This window comes from Staphylococcus sp. GDY8P72P, assembly GCF_016890655.1.
Lineage (GTDB): Bacteria > Bacillota > Bacilli > Staphylococcales > Staphylococcaceae > Staphylococcus > Staphylococcus arlettae.
Window position 1 is genome coordinate 487,177 of record NZ_JAFEQJ010000006.1, and the last position, 21,073, is coordinate 508,249.

Genomic DNA, 21,073 nt, shown 5'->3' on the forward strand with positions numbered 1-21,073 from the left:
GATAATTAGCAGGTCAAATGTAAATGTAAGTTCATAAAGTAATAAAAACGTTTGCTTAAGTAAAATATATTCACATTGTGACACACAATATATATATAGTACTATTAAGACAAGAAGAAACTCGTTTGTAAAACGATAATTACAAAAACAGATACTAAAATTCTTATACAATCAAAATGGGGTATAAATATGAAATTCAGAAAAATTAAAAGCGATGATTATACTAATTGTGCTAAAAATTTAGTTTCAGCATACAAAGGAGCACCGTGGTATAATAAATGGACTGAAGAAGAAGCGTTACTTAGGATTGAAGCCACTTTGAGTGGCTTCAATTCTAAGGGTTATGTAATTGAAAACAATAACAAAATAATCGCTATGTGTATCGGTAGAATAGATTATTATTTCAGTAATATGAATCAATTTTGTATTGATGAATTCCATGTCATACCTGAATTTCAACAAAAAGGTGTAGGTAAAAATTTAATGAACTCTGTCTCTAACTCACTCAAAGTTGATGGTATAAATAAAATTTTTCTAATTACAGGTGGGGAACTTGCAGAATATTTTTATGAAAAAACGGGATTTATGAAATCAAATGAAGGAAGCATGATGGAACTCGACTTGTGACTAATAATCAACTTTTATGGACTCTTCCCCAGTCACATTATGAAATATTTTTTCGAGTCATATTCATTTAAACTTTCATACTAGCGACGCACATAAAACAACCACCCATTGATCATAATAGGTGGTTGTACAAAAAAACCTTACATTAACTCTTTCCAAAATTATAAAACTATTGTATGTGGTTCTGTGTTCGTATCATGATTTGCTATTGCTTCTACACAATTTTCGTCTTGGGCAATAAACTTAACCCAATTTAGTGATTCTTGTGCATCCTTTTTATTAACTAACACACCTGGCAATATATTTTGTTGCCAAGATTTATTTGCATATCCAAAAAAGATTATTAGCTAAAATATAACATATTGCGTTCTTAGTTGCTTTGTTAGTACTATTCCTCTTACGCTTATTATTTCTAAAATTAGTTGAATGATTGACAACATAACTCATGTTGTACTGATTTAAGGATAAAACATCTACTATATTAGATAGAAATTATAATTATAGTTGATTTATACACTCATTTATTAGTTAAACAAAATCAAGTATTCATTTGCTTTATATTTTTCTGTAGTTATTCAAAATATTTTTCCCAATCGCTATTCAATCCTGATTAGATGAGATACTTATTTTTTAAAATGTAAATAAAGAATTTGTTCTCCTTTAACTTTTATGATACTACTGCCAATAATTGTATATGTAACATCGTCTAGCAAATCTAAGCCCCCGAAATCTTTATTTTCAAATAATTTCGTTTCAGCATCATACCCATCAGTATATTCAATGCAATTAAAATCATCTACATAAATTGTTTTATCATTTTTTAAAATCACTTCACATTTCATTTCTAATCCCCCTTATCTTTAATACTACAACAATACACTGAAATACATTGCACTAAACATAAACGAAAACTATCAATTATACCAATAATCATAACTTCATACCATAATATAAGTGTACATAAAAAATACAGTCTTAAGTTCATATGTCGTATAGGATTGCTCTATAATTTCTAATCATCATTTTCTCAAGTTTGCTTCACTTGAGAATATCTATTCTTTTATATAGTGATTATTATTTTCTATAGTGTGGCATTGTATAACAAAAAAAGAAACCCCATCATAATGGGGTTTCTTTTTTAATTGTGAGCTATAAAGCTCTGTTAGCGTCCTGGAAGGGATTCGAACCCCTGACCGATGGCTTAGAAGGCCATTGCTCTATCCAGCTGAGCTACCAGGACATCACGTTTTGAACACAATAATTATTATATCTAATTCATCTTTATAAAGCAATACTTTTATAATTAAAATAATGATGATTTTTCACTATAAATAGCCATTTTGCACGATTTATAACCTAATAACCCTCTTTTTTTCAATAACGATCATTAAGTAAATATAAATTATAATGCATAGTTACAACCCCACTTACTATGCATTATAATTCGACATTCACTTACACGCTTTTAGAGATCATAATTCAAAATTAATTGTTTCTATTATTTCATGTCGACGATTTCTAAAATTCAAAGTAACTGCATTAGTGTCTTCAGCAATTAACAGTTCTGCATAACTTTCTTCTTCACTGCTTCTTGATTGACTAATACTACCAGGGTTGATGACATGCACACCTGCAATATTTTCATATTTTGCAACATGTGTATGCCCATAAAATGCTAATTGACAGTTTGCTTCAAGGGCACGTTCGGCCAGTTGCATTCTACTACGATTAACTTGATATAGATGCCCATGTGTAATAAATGCTCGGCAGCTTTCACTATTTATGACTTGTTCGTTTTCAAATTCTGGATAAAAATCGGTATTCCCTTTTACTTTATAATAATAACTAAGTTCACTATCTTCATAAGTAAACTCAGAATCTCCAAGATGTATGGCTACATCAGCATCTGGGTGGTGATTAATCACTTCAAATAAGATACCTTTTTCCGTATGATTATCACTTACAATTATCCATTTCGACATTAATTATCATCCTTTAAATAGCGTTGTAATTGGTCGATTGCCTTACCTCGATGGCTAATCTCACTTTTTTCATGCGCTTGTAGCTGTGCCATGGTTTTATTTAAATCTGGTACGTAGAATATTGGATCATAGCCAAATCCCTCATCACCAATTTTATTTAGTGTAATTTCACCTTGAACTGTGCCTTTAAATTGAATTGTTTTTTCATTTGGTGCACTTAGGCTAACGACACAAACAAATTGAGCACGACGATCCTCTGTGTCACCTAGCTGCTCTAATACTTTTTTGATATTTGCATCATCATCTTTTTCTAAACCTGCATACCTAGCTGAATATACGCCAGGCTCACCATTTAAAGCAAATACTTCTAATCCACTATCATCTGCGATTACAGGCTTATTTAAAGCTTGTGCTGCTGCTTCAGACTTTAATTTAGCATTATCTTCAAAAGTAGTACCTGTTTCTTCAACATCGAAACCTGGAATTAAATCACCGATTGGAATGATATTATACTCAGGAAAAATAACTTTAAAATCGTTTATTTTTCCTTTGTTATTAGATGCTATGACTATATCTTTCACTTACTACTTCCTCCTCTACATCGACTACTTCGACTGTAACATTCATTTTTAGCCATTCTGCAATAATTCTTTCGATATGTTCTGTATCCCCTGTCGCAAAAAATTTATGCTTAGGATTTTTTTGATAACCTGCATGTTCGTTACTGAATGTTAGTAATGCACTAACTTCTCTAGCTGTCTCTAATCCCGATGAAATCACTGTTTTATTACCACCAAAATAGTCATAGATTGGCTTATACAGTAATGGATAATGCGTACATCCTAATATTACTGTATCAGCTTTACAATTACGCCATTGTTTTAAAGTTTGATGGATTAAGATGCTCGTAATTGTCGGATCTTTATAGCGCATTTGCTCTACTAAAGGTGCAAATCCTGGACATGCTACGCCTGATACTTCGACATTTGGGTTGATATTCTTAATATGATGACGGTAAGCTTCAGATTTTATTGTACCTTCTGTACCTAAAATTAAAACATTTTGATTTTTAGTAGTCATAATTGCAGTCCTTGCGCCAGGTTCTATAACGCCAATAACAGGAATTGTTAATTGTTCTTGTAGCGTTTTTAATGCCACTGCAGTTGCAGTGTTGCATGCAATAACTAGCATTTTAATATCATATTGTAATAACTTTTGTGCCAATTGAATAGTAAATGCTTTAACTTCCTCACTTGCTCTCGGACCATAAGGACAGCGTTTAATATCTCCTAAGTAATAAATTGTTTCATTGGGAAGTTGGCGGATAATTTCACTAGCAACAGTCAAACCACCAACTCCTGAATCTATAACTCCGATTGGTTTATCCATATATGCGTTCATCCTCTTAATATTAGTAACTACTATTGTAGCACAGATACTTTTTTTAATTCATCTATCTCACTTTATATTACTTAGAAATTTTATATAAATTTTTTCATAAAAAAACCAACACCTGTTTACGCCACAGATGTTGGTATATAAATATTAATTTACTTGATGGTCAGAACCAAAGAATGATTTGAACATATGGAATGAAGTTTCTCTATTCAATGCTGCGATAGAAGTAGTTAATGGGATGCCTTTTGGACAAGCATTTACACAGTTTTGTGAATTACCACATTCTTGTAAGCCTCCACCGCCCATTAGTGCTTCTAATCTTTCGTCTTTTGTCATTGAACCTGTTGGATGTAAGTTAAATAATCTAACTTGTGAGATAGCTTGTGCACCAACGAAGTCATTTTTACTTGTAACGTTAGGACAAACTTCTAAACATACACCACAAGTCATACACTTAGATAATTCATAAGCAGTTTGACGTTTTTTCTCTGGCATACGTGGTCCAGGACCTAAATCATATGTACCGTCAATTGGTACCCATGCTTTCATACGTTTTAGGTTATCGAACATTCTAGAACGGTCAACTTGCAAGTCACGAATAACTGGGAAAGTGCTCATTGGCTCTAATCTAATTGGTTGTTCAAGTTGATCAACGATAGCTGAACATGATTGTCTTGCTTGACCATTAATAACCATAGAACAAGCACCACAAACCTCTTCAAGACAGTTCATATCCCAAATAACCGGTGTCGTTTTTTCACCTTTACTATTGATTGGATTACGTCTAATTTCCATCAGACAAGCGATAACGTTTAAGTTTTCTCTGTATGGAATTTCAAATTCTTCTTCGTAAGGCTTTGCTTGATCATTATCTTGACGCTTGATAATTAATTTGATTGTTTTTTGTTGGTTTTGTTGTTCAGTTGCTTGTTGAGTATCTGCCATGATTATTTACCTCCTTTAGACTTTTGCGTATAGTCACGTTTACGAGGTGGAATTAAGCTAATATCTACAGGATCGTAGGTGAATTTTGGTGCTTCTGTTTTTCCTTGATATTCTGCTAAAGTTGTTTTCAACCATTCCTCATCGTTTCTATCTGGGAATTCTGGTTTGAAATGTGCACCTCTAGATTCATTACGATTGTATGCCCCAATAGTAATAACACGAGCTAATACAAGCATATTCCATAATTGGCGAGTGAAGAATACTGCTTGGTTACTCCAAGTTTGTGTATCTTCAATATCAATATTTTTATAACGTTCCATCAATTCTACAATTTTACGATCTGTTTCTATTAAACTTTCATTTTCACGTACTACAGTTACATTAGCTGTCATAATTTCACCTAATTCGCGATGAAGTTTATAGGCATTTTCTTCACCTTTCATTGCTAATAAGTGATCGAATTTTTCTTGTTCTTCCTGTACACGACGTTCAAAAATTGTCTCATCTAAATCACTATATGATTTTTCAATATCTTGAATATATTTGACAGCATTTGGCCCTGCAACAGTACCACCATAAATCGCTGATAGTAATGAGTTCGCACCTAAACGATTACCACCGTGTTGTGAGTAATCACACTCACCAGCAGCAAACAGACCATTAACATTCGTCATTTGATCATAGTCAACATATAAGCCACCCATAGAGTAATGTACTGCTGGGAAGATTTTCATTGGTACTTTTCTAGGATCATCACCAGTGAATTTTTCGTAAATCTCAATGATACCACCTAATTTAACGTCTAATTCATGTGGGTCTTTATGTGATAAATCAAGGTAAACCATGTTTTCACCGTTAATGCCTAATTTTTGGTTAACACAGACATCAAAGATTTCACGTGTTGCAATATCACGTGGTACTAAATTACCATAATCCGGATATTTTTCTTCTAAGAAGTACCAAGGCTTACCGTCTTTATAAGTCCAAATACGACCACCTTCACCACGTGCTGATTCACTCATTAATCTTAACTTATCATCACCTGGTATTGCTGTTGGATGAATTTGAATAAACTCACCATTAGCGTATTTAGCACCTTGTTGATAAACAATTGAAGCAGCAGATCCTGTATTAATCATAGAATTAGTAGTTTTACCAAAGATAATTCCAGGTCCACCTGTAGCCATAATTACAGCATCTGAGCCAAATGATTGGATTTCTGAAGTAGTTAAATTTTGTGCAACAATACCTCTAGCTGTATTTTCGTCATCCTTAACTATACCTAAGAATTCCCAGCCTTCGTATTTATTTACTAAACCATCTACTTCAAAACTTCTTACTTGTTCATCTAGTGCGTATAACAACTGTTGTCCGGTTGTTGCACCAGCATAAGCTGTTCTATGATGCATTGTACCACCAAAACGTCTAAAATCGAGTAATCCTTCGTTGGTACGGTTAAACATTACACCCATACGGTCAAGTAAATGGATAATTTTAGGTGCTGCTTCAGTCATTGCTTTAACTGGAGGTTGGTTTGCTAAAAAGTCCCCACCATATACTGTATCGTCAAAGTGTATGTCCGGTGAATCGCCTTCACCTTTAGTATTTACTGCACCATTTATACCACCTTGCGCACACACTGAATGTGAACGTTTAACAGGTACAAGTGAGAACAAGTCTACTTGTGCACCTTGCTCTGCTGCTTTAATTGTTGACATCAGACCGGCAAGTCCTCCACCGACAACAATAACTTTCTTCTCTGCCATATCTTGTCACTCCCCTAAATATCTCTAAAAATCAAATTAAATTAAAAAACTTATAGGAAAGCTAAAATCGCGCTAATTCCTATATATGATACAACTATAAATACGACTAGTGAAACCCATGTGAAAATTTGTTGAGATTTTTTAGATTGTAAAATACCCCACGTTACACCGAATGACCATAAGCCGTTTGCAAAGTGGAATGTAACAGCTAATAAACAAACGATATAGAAAATTAACCATCCTGGGTTAGTTACAATGTCATGTACCATATCAAAGTTAACTTCATGTCCTAATGCACGTTGAATTCTTGTTTGCCATAAGTGAATTGCAATGAAAACAAAAGTAATTACACCCGTGATACGTTGGAATAAAAACATCCAGTTTCTAAATGCTGAATAATGACCAACATTTTCTTTTGCCGTAAAGGCAATATGTACACCGTAAACTGCGTGATACAATATCGGAATATAAATCACGACAAATTCCAAAGCGATTAAAAATGGTAATGATTCCATAAATGCAGCTGCTTTATTGAACGCTTCTGCACCTTTAGTCGCTTGGTGGTTAACCATTAAGTGAACTAATAAAAAGCCACCTATAGGTATTACGCCTAATAATGAATGTAAGCGTCTTAAATAGAATTGATTTTTCGTATAAGCCAAAAGGAAGTCCCCCCTGTGAAACAATTAAATTTTGATTTCTTTATTGCTTTTTAACACGCAAACCAATTAAGCAAAGTATAATCATCAAAAAAATGAAACTTACATGTGATATAATTGAATATAAACTAAGCATTAAATTTTCAATACGTTTATATATTACACTACATACAATGTTCCATAATTAAATGATAATATTTCTCAATTAGAAAACGCTTCCAAATAAACCCAAAAAAAGAAACCTCGTTATTTCTTATTGTAACACTAAATAATTGTAAATTGGGCATGAGAATGATTCTCATGCCTAATTTTTTTTGTCACTATTGTCATGTAATGCATCATGTAGGTTTTTCGCAACATTTAGTGGTAAACCACTTTGTTGTAATTCCTCAATTGACGCATCTTTCATTTTTTTAATCGATCCGAATGTACGTAATAATTTAGTTTTACGTTTTGCACCTATTCCTTCAACGGTATCTAATACAGATTGTAATCCAGTTTTTTGTCGTGTTTGGCGATGGAATGTAATAGCAAAACGGTGTACCTCGTCTTGTATACGTTGTAATAAATAAAACGCTTGGCTATTCTTTTTCAATGGTACAAGTTCTGCTTCTTTACCATATAATAAATCTGCAGTTTGGTGTTTATCATTTTTTTTCAAACCTGCAACTGGAATATCTAAACCGAGTTCATTTTCTAAAACATCAATTACACCATTCATATGACCTTTACCACCATCAACGATAATTAAATCTGGTAACGGTAACCCTTCATTTAAGACACGACTATATCTTCTACGTACAACTTCACGCATTGATTTATAATCATCAGGCCCTTCGACTGATTTAATTTTGTATTTGCGATAGCCCTTTTTATTTGGTTTTCCATCAACAAATGACACCATTGCTGATACAGGATCAACACCTTGAATATTAGAGTTATCAAACGCTTCAATTCGAATGGGCGTTTGAATTCCCATTCTATCACCAATCTCTTCTATTGCTTTTATCGTACGAGATTCATCTTTAGCAATTAACTCGAATTTATTCTCTAAACTAAGTTCAGCATTATGATTGGCTAAATCAACCATCTCTTTTTTCTTCCCTTTTTGCGGTTGAACAATTTTCGTATCTACTACCGATTGAACAACTTCACTATCTAAATGTTTAGGAATGTGTACTTCTTTAGGGAGGATATGTTGATTTAAATCATAGAATTGCCCGATAAAAGTATAAAACTCTTCTTCTTCAGTTTGTTGGATAGGAATCATTGTAGCATCACGTTTAATCATATTACCTTGTCTTATAAAAAACACTTGAATACACATCCAACCTTTAGAGACACTATAACCAAATATATCTCTAACTGTATTATCGGTCGAAGTAATTTTCTGTTTCTTCGTGAGATTTTGAATATGTTGTATTAAATCACGATACTCTTTCGCTTGTTCAAAGTCTAAATCTTCACTCGCAGCTTGCATTTTATGTTCTAAATTACGCATTATTGTTTTATCTTCACCGTTTAGGAAATCCGTGATTTCTTTTGTCATCTCAGCATATTTATTTAAATCTACAGGATAAACACACGGCCCCATACATTGACCTATATGATAATACAGACATAACTTATCTGGCATTTTATCGCATTTTCTAAATGGATAAATACGATCTAGTAATTTTTTCGTTTCTTGCGCTGAGTATGCATTTGGATATGGCCCAAAATACTTACCACTGCCCTTCTTGACCGTACGTGTCACAATAAGTTTTGGATGCTTTTCTTTTGTGATTTTAATGAAGGGATAACTTTTATCATCTTTTAATAAAATATTATAACGTGGTTGATATTGTTTAATTAAATTCAACTCTAATAAAAGTGATTCTGTTTCACTTGATGTGACAATATATTCAAAATTACGTATTTCACCAACTAGTCTTGTAGTTTTTGCGTCATGAGCGCCAGTAAAATATGAACGTAATCTATTTCGTAACTTTTTTGCTTTTCCGACATAAATAATTTGATTATTGCGATCTTTCATTAAATAACAGCCCGGTTCCATAGGTACTACTGTTAATTTTTGTTTAATGTTTGCTTGATATTGTTCCACCATAGTTTTACCTCCCTTCGTTACAATTTTAATCATCATATTGCCAATATTTATACAAATAAAGAGCGTGAGACATTGTAAATGTTCCACACTCTCTTATTTAACGTATTAACAATAGCTGACTGTTGCACTGAAAGTCATATTAATAAACTTTAGTGCAGTTGGACAATAAATTACAAATACAGTCCACTTTATTTATTTTATGCTTATAGATGTTTGTCGATAACTTCAGCTAAGTTTTCTTTTGGTTGGAAACCTACTACTTTATCAACTGGTTCTCCATCTTTAAATACGATTAATGTTGGAATACTCATTACTTCAAATTTAGCTGCAGTTGATGGGTTTTCATCTACATCTAATTTTAAAATATTAGCTTTTCCATCATAGTCGCCTGCTAACTCTTCTAAAACTGGTGCAATCATTTTACAAGGTCCACACCAAGTTGCCCAGAAGTCTACTAAATTAACACCAGATTGAATATTTTCATCAAAATTTGAATCCGTTACTTTTACGATTGCCATAAATGCCAATCCTCCTTATTTTCAAATGATGAGCAAATTATAACAAATTTTATTTTCGTATGCATAATACTTGCTCACTATTATTTTAATTCTACAACGGTAACACCGAAGCCACCTTCACTTGGCATTCCATTCCTATATGATGCCACACTTTTATGCTTTTTCAAATAGTTTTGTACACCTTTTTGTAATGCGCCTGTACCTTTACCATGAATAATATTCACTTGTTGGTAGTTACTTAACACAGCTTGATCGATATATTGATCTAATTCGCTCAATGCTTCTTCATATCGATAGCCCCTTAAGTCTAAATCCATTTTAATATTTTGTCTATTGGAACGCTTAACCATTTTCGTTGGTTGTTCTTGAGTTTTTTGCGTTTTTTCTAAATCTTGAAGTGGTAATTTCATTTTAATAATACCCATTTGAACTACCGCTTCGTCATCTCCTGACAGCTCAAGTACTTCCCCTTTTTGTCCATAGGTTAATACTTTCACTTCATCACCCGCAGTGATTTTGTCCCATTTTTGCTTTTTGACATTTTGCTTAATGGATTTAGCTTCATATTGGTCATCTAGACGTTTTTTCTTATCGATAAGTTCATGTTCTTTTACATCTGCACCTTTTTGATCTCTCAACTTACGTAAGTCTTTAACAATTTCATCAGCCTCGTTAGTAGCTGCTTTAACTCGTTGATTAGCTTTTTCTTTGGCTTCATCCATGAGTTGACGTTCGTATGCTTGGTAGTTGTGATATTGCTTTGTTAGTGCATCATGTGTAGCTTGTGCATCTCTTAACAATTCGTCTAATTCAATACGTTGTTCATCAACGCGTTTAGAATTATGTTCTAGCGACGCAATCATTTCATTTATTTCTTGCTCATCTTGACCAATCATGGATTTAGCTTTTTGAATCACACTCATTTTCAAACCTAATTTTTTAGAAATATCAAAGGCATTTGAACGTCCAGGTACGCCCATTAATAATTTATATGTTGGACTTAATGTTGTCACATCAAATTCTACACTGGCATTCATGACACCTTGTCTATTATAACTATAAGCCTTGAGCTCAGGATAATGGGTCGTTGCCATAACTAGACAATCAACCGCTCGTACATAATCTAAAATACTCATAGCTAACGCTGCACCCTCACTCGGGTCGGTACCTGCGCCTAACTCATCAAAAAGTATTAAACTATTACCATTCGCTTCTTCTAAAATTTCGACTATATTCGTCATATGTGATGAAAAAGTAGACAGTGATTGTTCAATAGATTGTTCATCACCAATATCACAAAAGACATTTTCAAATACACTTAACTGGGCTCCATCTAAAGTAGGTATTAATAAGCCTGATTGAGCCATGATGACAATAAGTCCTAACGTTTTTAACGTTACTGTTTTACCACCCGTATTTGGACCTGTAATAATAACAGTTGAAATATCTTCAGCAAATTCAATCGTATTGGCGACAACAGTATCTCTATCTAATAATGGATGAAATGCTTTAGGTAAATAGACTGTTCGATCTTGATGAAATGTTGGTTTTGTTCCTTTAATTGAGCGTGCATATCTCGCTTTAGCTGTTAAAAAGTCAATTTGTCCCATAACATTTTCTGCAGTTAGGCATGCGTCTGCTTCTGCTGCAACTTGTGCCGTTATTTCAATTAATATGCGCTCACGTTCGACAGCCTCATCATTTTTTAACCTACTGATTGTATTATTCATTTCAACTACAGATGATGGTTCGATATAAAGTGTTTGTCCTGAAGCTGATTGGTCATGAACGATACCATTAAAGTCTTGACGATATTCAGCTTTTACAGGTATAACATTGCGATCATTACGAACAGTAACAATAGCATCTGATAATTTCTTTTGATTACTTTGACTTTTGACGATTTTATCTAGATTTTGTTTGATTTTTTGTGTTGTATTTGAAATTTTACTGCGAATACCTTGTAGTTCATAACTAGCATCATCAAACAAATCATAAGCATCACATTTTTGATGTATTGTTTGATATAAATCCGTTAAAATCGGTAATTGTTCCATTTTATCATTTAAAATCGGGAACTGGATTTCTCCTTCGTCTTCCTCTACTAATTGATTGTAAAACGTCTTAAATTGATTTTGTATTTGGATCAATCGTTTGATCACATTGAGCTCATTTACATTTAATACGCCATCAATTGTCGCCCGATGAATATATTGTTGCACTTGTGCCAACCCACTCATACTAGGCATGCGATGTTTATTATAAATTTGGGCAATTTCATCTATTTCTGCGATTTGAAAAGTTACAGTATCAAAATCTATAGCAGGTGTCATGCCGCGAGCTTTTTCTCGACCAATATCACTCATGGCCTCATTTTCAACACTCTGCTTGATTTTATCGAATTCTAAGACATCTAATGATTTCTGTCTCATCTAATCCCTCTATTTCTTCAATTTAATATTGTCGTTTACAAATGACTGAAAAGCTGTGCGCGACATTGCATTAATAACTCGATTTTTTGTTACAAATCCTTTTTGCGCAGTTGCTACCCCATAAGCCATAAAATCTAAATGGTCAATATGGTGGGCGTCAGTATTAATTGTTAGCATTAGATTGGGATGTTTTCTCAACACATCAGCACTTAAATCTAATCTTTTAGGATTAGCATTAATTTCCAACACTGTATTCGTTTCTTCTGCCAAAGCACATAATTGCTCAATGTTAGGTTCATAACCTGGTCTTTTACCAATAATACGTCCAGTTGGATGTGCAATATGTTTAACATAAGGATTACGACATGCATTTTCTAAACGTTGCATAATCTCTGCTTCAGATTGATTAAAACTTTGATGTATTGCAGCAATAACATAATCTAATTGCGCTAAAATTTCATTACTATAATCTAAATCACCATTAGGTAAAATGTCCATTTCTATGCCTGAATATATATCAATTTCATCATATTCAGCATTTAATTGTTTAATTTCGTCGATTTGGCGTAATAAGCGTTCTTCAGATAAACCATTCGCTACTTTTAAACTTTGTGAATGATCAGTAATTACCATAAATTCATAGCCTTTGGCAATATTTGCTTCCACCATATCTTTAATACTAAATGCACCATCACTATATGTTGTATGCATGTGGATATCGCCATTAATATCATTTAACTGTACAATTTGCTCTAAATTTTTATCAAATTCACTACCATCTTCTCTTAATGGAGGGGCAATCCAATTTACGTCGTAATGTTGATAAATTTCAGCTTCGCTTTGGTACTGTAATAAATTACCATCTGCTTGTTCTATACCATACTCACTAATTTTTTCATTACGTTCCTTTGCCATTTGACGAATACGTATATTATGATCTTTTGACCCTGTAAAATGTTGTAACGTATGATAAAAAGCTGCAGGTTCAATTAACCTGAAATCAACACCGATAATTTCATCGTCATAATCAATTTCAAGTGATACTTTAGTTTGGCCCACGGCAACTTCTTTGACTTTATTTGGTATTGTTAATAATGCTTGTTGCACTAATTCAGGTTCATCTGTGCTAATAATATAATCTAAATCTTTACTCATCTCTTTAAAGCGTCTAAAGCTACCTGCAACTTCAAATTTATCAATTTGATTAATAGTCTCCAAATGCGCTTTTATTTTTAGATTTAAACCACGCATTTGATCTATTGGGTATTTCTCTTTTCTAGCACCTAATGCTTTAACCGCTTCTAAAATATTTTGTTCTGTCTTTTTAGCAAAACCACTTAATTCACTGACTTTCCCTGCTTCACATGCTTGTTGTAAAGTTGTTTTATCAATGACATTTAACTCTTTATACAGTTTGGCAATTTTTTTACTACCTAAACCTTGTATTTTCATCAATGGAATTAATCCAGCAGGCACCTCTTGTTCTAAACTATTTAAAGTCATTGATTCTCCTGTTTGGTAATATTCATTAATGACTTCACCTACACCTTTTCCGATACCTTTTAGCTCAGTGACATCGTTAATTTCATCAAGTGGTCGTTCGTCAATTTCTAGACTTTGTGCTGCTTTACGATATGCTGAGACTTTAAATGTGTTTTCACCTTTCAATTCCATATATATAGCAATTTTTTCTAATAGTTGAATGATATCTTTTTTAGTCATTACAATTCCCTCCATAAAAAAAAGATAAAACAAATGACTTTTGCCTTGGTAGCAGTATGGCCGCTTTGTCTTATCCTCCTATGTTTTTATCCTTCATCACCTATGAAAGATATTAAATATTCACAACAAACTGAGATAGTATGGGTAGTTGTGTTATAAGTTGCTTCGCAATTATCGAAGATGTCAATTGGGATTGAATCCACGCGTTAGGGTAAAGTGAAGTAATATATAGCAACGGTACGAGATAAATACTTGCCGCAAATATACTGACAATGACTCCTATTCCCCTACTCATCTTACTTAACTTATGTGCTAATATTAAATTGTCAAACGTAACGATAATGGCATAAAAAATAAGTTTTGCCAGTGATGCTATTACAATAAAGGCAATAATATGATAGAAACGAGTTTCTAGATGATTAAATGATATTGCAAATGTTATATCATAAGCCTGTGTTTTAGGATAAGGCAAAAACAATTCCAAGCGCTCTGCTATTGGTAAATAATAGGATTTAGCAATAAATAAGGCTACCATCGTCGTACCTATATGTAAAACACTAAATGCTGTACCACGTCTAAATCCAATAAATCCTAAAAAAATAATAAATAATAGACTTAGTACATCGATTATCATTGGTCTTTTCTATCTTGGAGTTGTTTAATCTGTTGTTGCAAACGTTCATTTTCCTCTTCCAATTGCACTTTTTCATGCATCACATTAACCGCTGTTAAGATTGCTTTTCTTGTAGTATCTAAACCAGCATTTTTACGGCCTAACTCCTTTAGCTTTTCATCTACTAAATTCGCTACATAGCGTATATGCTCTGGATTATCCGTACCAACAATTGTATAGTGTTGGTCATTGATATTGACGTTAATTCGATTTTTAAAATCACCCATATTTAGCGCCTACCTTTTTCAGTAATTTCCAATATATAGTTAAATTTATGTTTATTAAAAATTATTAATATATTTATCACACACCATTATACATGACTGTAAATTATTTTGTAAGACCTGTATTTGAATTGATATAGAACTGCTAATAATTATTATTTGCTGATTGATAATTTAGTAAATCAGCAAAATTAATTAAATCGATGTCTTTTTGTTCAAATATTTGCTAAATACCTTTATAACTCACTAATACGTAGAATATTATGTGCTAATGTATACTTTTATCTTTCCGTTGAATTGATGATATAGTCGCTAAATTTTCTACATTTATGATAAGATTAACGTTGTCTTTCAAACAATTAAAATTCAAAAGTGGTGACACATTATGGGAAATATCGTACATAAATTAACTAACACTGAAATACAAACATTAATGCAACAAATTGACTTTGATACAGCGCAATTACCACAAGGTATGAAAGCAAAAACAAAGTATAAAAGTACAGTGATATCAATTTATAATTCTAATAAAGTGATGTTCCAAGGTAAAGATGCAGAAGCTATTGCACAACAATTGCTACCTAAGAAAACAGCAACAACATCACCTTCAACAACCAAACAAACGCCAGCAACTTCTATAGCCTATAACCAATTTAATTGTATAGGAAGCGATGAAGCAGGTAGTGGCGATTATTTTGGACCTTTAACAGTATGTGCTGCATATGTTTCTACTGAAAATGTAGCTATTTTAAAAACGTTGGGTGTAGACGACTCCAAAAAATTAACTGATGCTAAAATTGTAGAACTTGCTGAACAATTAGTGACTTTCATTCCACATTCTTTACTGACTTTAGATAATGATCGCTATAATGACAAACAACATATTGGTTGGTCTCAAGTGAAAATGAAAGCTGTACTACATAATGAGGCAATAAAAAACGTAGTTACAAAGTTAAATAGCGCACCGCTAGATTATATTGTTGTCGATCAATTCGCGGAACCTAAAGTTTACAAACGCTATACGTTATCAGCGTTACCTTGTGAATCAAAAACTCAATTTGAAACCAAAGGTGAATCTAAATCAATTGCTATTGCCGCAGCTAGTATTATTTCCAGATATGCTTTCGTAAAACACATGGACAAAATGTCACAACAACTTAATGCCACAGTGCCTAGAGGTGCCAGTAAAAAAGTTGATCTATTTGCAGCAAAACTTATTGAGCGACATGGTGTAAGTTTTCTTGATCATCTAAGTAAAAAGCATTTTGCCAATCGTAATAAAGCTCAGCAACTCGTTACCTCAAAATATCAATAAAATTAAACATAAAAAAGAGCCCTAGACATAAAACGTCTCTGACTCAAAAATAAACGTCAATTTCTATCGAGAAGATATGGAAATTGACGTTTTCTTTATTTTTTATAGCAAAATATAAAGAGGACCAATCCATTTTAAAGGTTAGTCCTCTTTTTGTGAGCATTATCTTACTGTCGCACCTTGGGCAACTAATGCTTCTAAAATATTGTCATGTACAGCATTTACTTTATCATCTGTTAATGTATCTGCAGTATCTAAATAGTTAATTCTAATAGCTACAGATTTTTCGTCTTCTGCAACATGTTCACCTTGATATACATCAAAGACTTGTGCATTTTGGAAAATATCTCCACCATTTTGTTTAATTGTGTCTAATAATTTTGCTGATGGCAGATCTCTATTAATAACTAAAGCTATATCTCTTGTTACTCCCGGGAATCTAGGAATTGGTTCGTAGTTAATATAGCCCACTGCGACAGCCATTAACTTATCATAATTTAATTCAAAGACATAAGTTTGTTTTAAATCATAATCTTTTTCGACATTTGGATGTAACTCACCAATAAAACCAACAACTTGGTCATTCAAATAGACATGAGCTGTACGGCCAGGGTGTAAACCATCAATTTCTGTAGCTTCATAAGCGAATGATAGGTCTAAAACTTCGGCAATACGATCTACAAAACCTTTGGCAATAAAGAAATCAATTGCTTCTTTTTTACCTTGCCATTGGTTAACAACATAATCCCCTGTTAAAATTCCGCTTAAATATTCAACTTCATCTGGTAATTCGCCTTCCTCGTTACCAAAGAAAACTCTACCAAGTTCATAGAGACGCACGTCATCATTTTTACGAGCTACATTATAAGCTACTGCATCTATCAAATGTGGAATTAAACTTTGACGTAACGTCGCATGTGCTTCACTCATAGGCATTAATAAATCAATTGTGTTATGTTTCTCTAATGTAAAGTCTTGCGCACGCTCTTTACTAATTAGTGAGTAATTAATAGCTTGACTTAAACCTGCCCCTTCTAAAGTCGCTTTAATTTGACGCGCTTTAGCTTGGTTATCTGTTAGTTCACCACTCGTAACTTGATCAAACACAGGCAATGTAGATGGAATTTCATCATAACCATAAATTCTAGCAATTTCTTCAATTAAATCCTCTTTAATTGTAATGTCTTTACGTCTTGACGGTACTAACACCTTAATTGTGTCACCGTCACTATGTGTTTCAAAGCCAAGTTGTACAAAAATACTTTCGATATCTTCAACTGTTAGATTAAAACCTATTGTGTTATTTACTTTTGCTACTGTTATCTCAATAGGTGTTACAAAACTACCTAAATCACCTGCTGCAACGCGATCAGCTAATACCGTACCATTGGCGTACGTTGCAAGTAAGTAACATGCTCTATCTACTGCTTCATCTACAAATTCAGTAGCGATACCTTTTTCAAATCTACTTGACGCTTCACTGCGTAAATTCAATTGTCTTGAAGTATGACGAATTGACACTGGATCAAAGATAGCACCTTCAATAACTACATTTTTTGTTTCCGCTGTGACTTCTGAAAAATCTCCACCCATAACACCAGCGATAGCAATTGGTTCTTGACCATTTGTAATCACTAAATCTGAAGATTGTAACTGGCGCTGTTGGTCATCTAACGTGTTCATCGTTTCTTGATGATTTGCATGACGTACCACGATAGAATCAGAACCGATTTGATCTTTATCAAACATATGCAAAGGTTGACCATATTCTAACAATACATAATTCGAAATATCTACTACATTATTAATTGGTCTAATGCCTGCTTTCATTAAACGCGCTTGCATCCATATTGGAGATGGTGCAATTGTCACATCAACTACTGCACGCGCACTATAATATGGTACATGATCTGTAGCATCAATCGTGACAGATAATTGGTCTGAGATGGAACTTGTCGCTGTTTCAGTAGTACTTTGTGGTTTTGTCATTGTCGTATTATAAAGTGCCGCTGTTTCATAAGCAGTACCTATCATACTTAATGCATCAGCTCTATTTGGTGTCAAATCAAATTCCATTACTTGATCGTTTAAATATAATGCATCCAATGCATTTGTTCCTGGAGCGACTGCTTCTGGAAATACAAAAATACCATTTTCAAATGCTTTTGGAACTACATTTTCGGCAATACCAATTTCTTGTAATGAACAAATCATACCTTCTGAACGTTCGCCACGTAATTTTGCTCTTTTGATTTTAATACCACCAGGTAATCTTCCACCTACTGTTGCTACAATTACCGTTTGTCCTTTATCGACATTAGGTGCACCGCACACAATTTGTACAGGTTCACTCTCACCAATGTCTACCGTACAAACATTTAATTTGTCAGCATTAGGATGAGGTGCTATAGCAGTAATATAACCTACAACTAAATTTTTGATATCTTCGGTGTAATCTATAATATCGTCTACTTCAATCCCTGTACGTGTAATTCTTTCAGCCAATACATTTACTGGTTGATTTATATCTATATATGATTCTAACCATTCTTTTGAAATTAACATTACGCTTCACCTCTATCTTCTACTGCTTTAAATTGATTTAAGAACCTTACATCATTAGTATAAAAATGACGAATATCTTCAATGCCATATTTCAACATAGCAATTCGATCTGGACCCATACCAAAGGCGAAACCAGTATATTTCTCTGAGTCAAATCCAGCTTTTTCTAGTACATTAGGATGTACCATACCAGCGCCTAATATTTCAATCCAGCCAGTATGTTTACAAACGTTACAGCCTTTTCCTTTACACTTAAAGCATGAAATATCAACTTCGACAGATGGTTCTGTAAATGGGAAATAACTTGGACGTAAACGGATTTCACGTGCATCACCAAAAAGTTTTTTAGCAAGTAATTCCAAAGTACCTTTTAAGTCACTCATTTTAATATTTTCATCAACTACTAATCCTTCAATTTGAGTAAATTGATGACTGTGCGTCGCATCATCTGAATCACGTCGATATACTTTACCTGGACAAATAATTTTTACAGGTGCTTGGCCATTACGTTGTTCCATAGTTCGCGCCTGAACAGGTGACGTATGTGTACGCATTAAAATTTCTTCAGTAATATAAAAACTATCTTGCATATCTCTTGCTGGGTGAGATTTAGGAAGATTTAAAGCTTCAAAATTATAATAATCTTGTTCCACTTCGTAGCCATCAACAATTTCATAACCTAAACCGAGGAACAAGTCTTCTATTTCTTCAATTGTGCGCGTTAAAGGATGTTTTGCTCCGATAGCAATTTTACGACTAGGTAAAGTCACATCAATTTTTTCAGTCGCTAATTGTTGTTCCAATTTAGCCTCTGCTAAAATTCCTTGGCGTGCTTCAATTGCATTTTCAATAGCTTGACGTACTTCATTCACTTGTTGACCGTATGCAGGTTTTTCCTCATTAGGCAAATCTTTCATACGTTTCATTAATGCACTAACCGAACCTTTTTTACCAAGATATTTCACTTTTATTCCTTGTAATATTTGTTCGTCATTAGCTTCATTTATATCTATTAAAGCTTGTTGCTTTAATTCCGACATTTCTACTGGTAGAGCCATAGTAGTTCCTCCTTATATTACCGTTTCATTTACTTCATTATTACAAAAAAAGACTTTCACCCCTCTGTAATTAAGGGACGAAAGTCTTTCCGTGGTACCACCCAAATTTATGCAATTGCATACACTTGTTAGACATTGGTAACGGAATGTGAGCCGACTTAAATTTCTTTAAGTAACCAAAAAGGTGAAAAAAATTATACATTATTGGAATAATTTACAGTCATGATTATTCTCCCTGAACAATAATTAGTGATAATTTACGTCTTTTTATTGGTTTATATTTTTTTCATTCAAAATAATTATATACGATGTTGGTAGTAAGGGTCAACCTTTCAAATGATACATTAAAATACTACCAGCAATGGCTACGTTGAGACTTTCAGCTTTACCATAAATAGGGATATTTAAATTCTGTGTTGTTTCGGCCAATAAGTCAGGGTTAACACCTTCACCTTCATTACCTAACAATAGTGCAAAATGATTTACATTTGCCACCTCATTAAATGGTTTTGCATCGTTAAGAGCCGTACCAAAGATATCTCCTTGGAATGATTGCATAAATGTATGTAAGTCGTCAGTAACGATTGGTAAATGAAACACACTGCCTTGACTTGCTCGTAATACTTTATCTTGATACGGATCCGCAGTCCCTTTTTCTAAGACGATTAAATCTAAACCAGCCGCATCTGCAGTTCTAATCAATGTCCCTAAATTACCAGGATCTTGAATACGATCTATTAGCAAAACTTGTGTTGCTTTAGTAGTATCATAAGTTGGTTTTTCGATCACAGCGAAAAAACCTTGAGGTGTAACAGTATCAGACAGTGCTTCAGCTACTTTGATGTTAATTTCAAAACATGTTTCAGCATAGTCCACAATTTGGCTATCTAATCGACCTTGTTCAACCATAAATAATTGTAAAATTTTTATGTCACTTTTAAAAGCTTCTTCAATCAAGTGATGACCTTCAATTAATGCCAAACCTGTTTTATCTCGTTCCCGTTTCTTTTTTAATTTAGTAGCTTGCTTAATTTTACTATTTTGTGCAGAAGTAATGTTTTCCATAACATATCCTCACTATC

At 33.3% G+C, this 21,073-nt stretch carries 18 protein-coding genes and 1 tRNA gene; 2 read left to right on the forward strand and 17 right to left on the reverse strand.

What is annotated here, in order from left to right; translation table 11 throughout:
• The first annotated feature begins 189 nt into the window (after positions 1 to 189).
• Positions 190 to 627 (forward strand): GNAT family N-acetyltransferase, encoded by a 438-nt coding sequence (locus JVU85_RS03475; RefSeq protein ID WP_021458938.1) that lies wholly within the window; start codon positions 190 to 192, stop codon positions 625 to 627.
• A gap of 623 nt (positions 628 to 1,250) precedes the next feature.
• Here JVU85_RS03475 and JVU85_RS03480 read toward each other — a convergent pair.
• The 14 genes from JVU85_RS03480 to zapA all read right to left on the reverse strand — a co-directional run bounded on the left by JVU85_RS03480 (position 1,251) and on the right by zapA (position 15,056).
• A complete protein-coding gene (locus JVU85_RS03480; RefSeq protein ID WP_002510900.1) occupies positions 1,251 to 1,469 on the reverse strand; it encodes a hypothetical protein in 219 nt (72 codons plus the stop codon).
• A 324-nt stretch (positions 1,470 to 1,793) separates the two neighbouring features.
• Positions 1,794 to 1,867, reverse strand: a tRNA-Arg gene (locus JVU85_RS03485).
• Between the two features lie 232 nt (positions 1,868 to 2,099).
• Positions 2,100 to 2,609: a metallophosphoesterase family protein gene (locus JVU85_RS03490; RefSeq protein WP_103388165.1), complete on the reverse strand. Its 510-nt coding sequence runs from the start codon at positions 2,607 to 2,609 to the stop codon at positions 2,100 to 2,102.
• Entirely contained in the window at positions 2,609 to 3,190 is a 582-nt protein-coding gene (locus JVU85_RS03495) for an XTP/dITP diphosphatase (RefSeq protein WP_002510898.1), read from the reverse strand. The genes JVU85_RS03490 and JVU85_RS03495 overlap by 1 nt, the downstream gene beginning before the upstream one ends.
• A complete protein-coding gene (gene racE, locus JVU85_RS03500) occupies positions 3,165 to 3,998 on the reverse strand; it encodes a glutamate racemase (protein WP_002510897.1) in 834 nt (277 codons plus the stop codon). The genes JVU85_RS03495 and racE overlap by 26 nt, the downstream gene beginning before the upstream one ends.
• A 156-nt stretch (positions 3,999 to 4,154) precedes the next feature.
• Entirely contained in the window at positions 4,155 to 4,952 is a 798-nt protein-coding gene (sdhB, locus tag JVU85_RS03505) for a succinate dehydrogenase iron-sulfur subunit (protein ID WP_002510896.1), read from the reverse strand.
• Positions 4,953 to 4,954: 2 nt separating this feature from the next.
• Positions 4,955 to 6,718: a succinate dehydrogenase flavoprotein subunit gene (sdhA, locus tag JVU85_RS03510; RefSeq protein WP_193325147.1), complete on the reverse strand. Its 1,764-nt coding sequence runs from the start codon at positions 6,716 to 6,718 to the stop codon at positions 4,955 to 4,957.
• A 50-nt stretch (positions 6,719 to 6,768) separates the two neighbouring features.
• Positions 6,769 to 7,380: a succinate dehydrogenase cytochrome b558 subunit gene (locus JVU85_RS03515; RefSeq protein ID WP_002510894.1), complete on the reverse strand. Its 612-nt coding sequence runs from the start codon at positions 7,378 to 7,380 to the stop codon at positions 6,769 to 6,771.
• Positions 7,381 to 7,681: 301 nt separating this feature from the next.
• On the reverse strand, positions 7,682 to 9,484 hold the full coding sequence (uvrC, locus tag JVU85_RS03520) for an excinuclease ABC subunit UvrC (RefSeq protein ID WP_021458940.1): 1,803 nt from the start codon (positions 9,482 to 9,484) through the stop codon (positions 7,682 to 7,684).
• A 203-nt stretch (positions 9,485 to 9,687) separates the two neighbouring features.
• Positions 9,688 to 10,002, reverse strand: coding sequence for a thioredoxin (gene trxA, locus JVU85_RS03525; RefSeq protein WP_002510893.1), 315 nt, complete (start codon positions 10,000 to 10,002; stop codon positions 9,688 to 9,690).
• Between the two features lie 80 nt (positions 10,003 to 10,082).
• Complete coding sequence (locus JVU85_RS03530; RefSeq protein ID WP_021458941.1) at positions 10,083 to 12,434, reverse strand: endonuclease MutS2; 2,352 nt, start codon at positions 12,432 to 12,434, stop codon at positions 10,083 to 10,085.
• A gap of 9 nt (positions 12,435 to 12,443) precedes the next feature.
• Positions 12,444 to 14,156, reverse strand: coding sequence for a DNA polymerase/3'-5' exonuclease PolX (gene polX / locus JVU85_RS03535; protein ID WP_103388164.1), 1,713 nt, complete (start codon positions 14,154 to 14,156; stop codon positions 12,444 to 12,446).
• Between the two features lie 112 nt (positions 14,157 to 14,268).
• Positions 14,269 to 14,790: a CvpA family protein gene (locus tag JVU85_RS03540; protein WP_002510889.1), complete on the reverse strand. Its 522-nt coding sequence runs from the start codon at positions 14,788 to 14,790 to the stop codon at positions 14,269 to 14,271.
• Entirely contained in the window at positions 14,787 to 15,056 is a 270-nt protein-coding gene (zapA, locus tag JVU85_RS03545) for a cell division protein ZapA (protein ID WP_002510888.1), read from the reverse strand. The genes JVU85_RS03540 and zapA overlap by 4 nt, the downstream gene beginning before the upstream one ends.
• A gap of 382 nt (positions 15,057 to 15,438) precedes the next feature.
• Here zapA and rnhC point away from each other — a divergent pair, with 382 nt between their 5' ends.
• Positions 15,439 to 16,368: a ribonuclease HIII gene (rnhC, locus tag JVU85_RS03550; protein WP_021458943.1), complete on the forward strand. Its 930-nt coding sequence runs from the start codon at positions 15,439 to 15,441 to the stop codon at positions 16,366 to 16,368.
• Between the two features lie 162 nt (positions 16,369 to 16,530).
• Here rnhC and pheT read toward each other — a convergent pair whose 3' ends face one another.
• The 3 genes from pheT to JVU85_RS03565 form a co-directional block, all read right to left on the reverse strand.
• On the reverse strand, positions 16,531 to 18,933 hold the full coding sequence (pheT, locus tag JVU85_RS03555) for a phenylalanine--tRNA ligase subunit beta (protein WP_021458944.1): 2,403 nt from the start codon (positions 18,931 to 18,933) through the stop codon (positions 16,531 to 16,533).
• Positions 18,933 to 19,991 (reverse strand): phenylalanine--tRNA ligase subunit alpha, encoded by a 1,059-nt coding sequence (gene pheS, locus JVU85_RS03560; RefSeq protein WP_002510885.1) that lies wholly within the window; start codon positions 19,989 to 19,991, stop codon positions 18,933 to 18,935. The genes pheT and pheS overlap by 1 nt, the downstream gene beginning before the upstream one ends.
• A gap of 324 nt (positions 19,992 to 20,315) precedes the next feature.
• Positions 20,316 to 21,056: a TrmH family RNA methyltransferase gene (locus JVU85_RS03565; RefSeq protein ID WP_002510884.1), complete on the reverse strand. Its 741-nt coding sequence runs from the start codon at positions 21,054 to 21,056 to the stop codon at positions 20,316 to 20,318.
• Between the last annotated feature and the right edge of the window lie 17 nt (positions 21,057 to 21,073).

What these genes read in the sequence shown, in the direction of transcription:
- JVU85_RS03475 (WP_021458938.1), top strand. Translation starts at nt 190, where the DNA reads ATGAAATTCAGAAAAATTAAAAGCGATGATTATACTAATTGTGCTAAA.
- JVU85_RS03480 (WP_002510900.1), bottom strand. Translation starts at nt 1,469, where the DNA reads ATGAAATGTGAAGTGATTTTAAAAAATGATAAAACAATTTATGTAGAT.
- JVU85_RS03490 (WP_103388165.1), bottom strand. Translation starts at nt 2,609, where the DNA reads ATGTCGAAATGGATAATTGTAAGTGATAATCATACGGAAAAAGGTATC.
- racE (WP_002510897.1), bottom strand. Translation starts at nt 3,998, where the DNA reads ATGGATAAACCAATCGGAGTTATAGATTCAGGAGTTGGTGGTTTGACT.
- sdhB (WP_002510896.1), bottom strand. Translation starts at nt 4,952, where the DNA reads ATGGCAGATACTCAACAAGCAACTGAACAACAAAACCAACAAAAAACA.
- sdhA (WP_193325147.1), bottom strand. Translation starts at nt 6,718, where the DNA reads ATGGCAGAGAAGAAAGTTATTGTTGTCGGTGGAGGACTTGCCGGTCTG.
- uvrC (WP_021458940.1), bottom strand. Translation starts at nt 9,484, where the DNA reads ATGGTGGAACAATATCAAGCAAACATTAAACAAAAATTAACAGTAGTA.
- trxA (WP_002510893.1), bottom strand. Translation starts at nt 10,002, where the DNA reads ATGGCAATCGTAAAAGTAACGGATTCAAATTTTGATGAAAATATTCAA.
- JVU85_RS03530 (WP_021458941.1), bottom strand. Translation starts at nt 12,434, where the DNA reads ATGAGACAGAAATCATTAGATGTCTTAGAATTCGATAAAATCAAGCAG.
- polX (WP_103388164.1), bottom strand. Translation starts at nt 14,156, where the DNA reads ATGACTAAAAAAGATATCATTCAACTATTAGAAAAAATTGCTATATAT.
- JVU85_RS03540 (WP_002510889.1), bottom strand. Translation starts at nt 14,790, where the DNA reads ATGATAATCGATGTACTAAGTCTATTATTTATTATTTTTTTAGGATTT.
- zapA (WP_002510888.1), bottom strand. Translation starts at nt 15,056, where the DNA reads ATGGGTGATTTTAAAAATCGAATTAACGTCAATATCAATGACCAACAC.
- rnhC (WP_021458943.1), top strand. Translation starts at nt 15,439, where the DNA reads ATGGGAAATATCGTACATAAATTAACTAACACTGAAATACAAACATTA.
- pheT (WP_021458944.1), bottom strand. Translation starts at nt 18,933, where the DNA reads ATGTTAATTTCAAAAGAATGGTTAGAATCATATATAGATATAAATCAA.
- pheS (WP_002510885.1), bottom strand. Translation starts at nt 19,991, where the DNA reads ATGGCTCTACCAGTAGAAATGTCGGAATTAAAGCAACAAGCTTTAATA.
- JVU85_RS03565 (WP_002510884.1), bottom strand. Translation starts at nt 21,056, where the DNA reads ATGGAAAACATTACTTCTGCACAAAATAGTAAAATTAAGCAAGCTACT.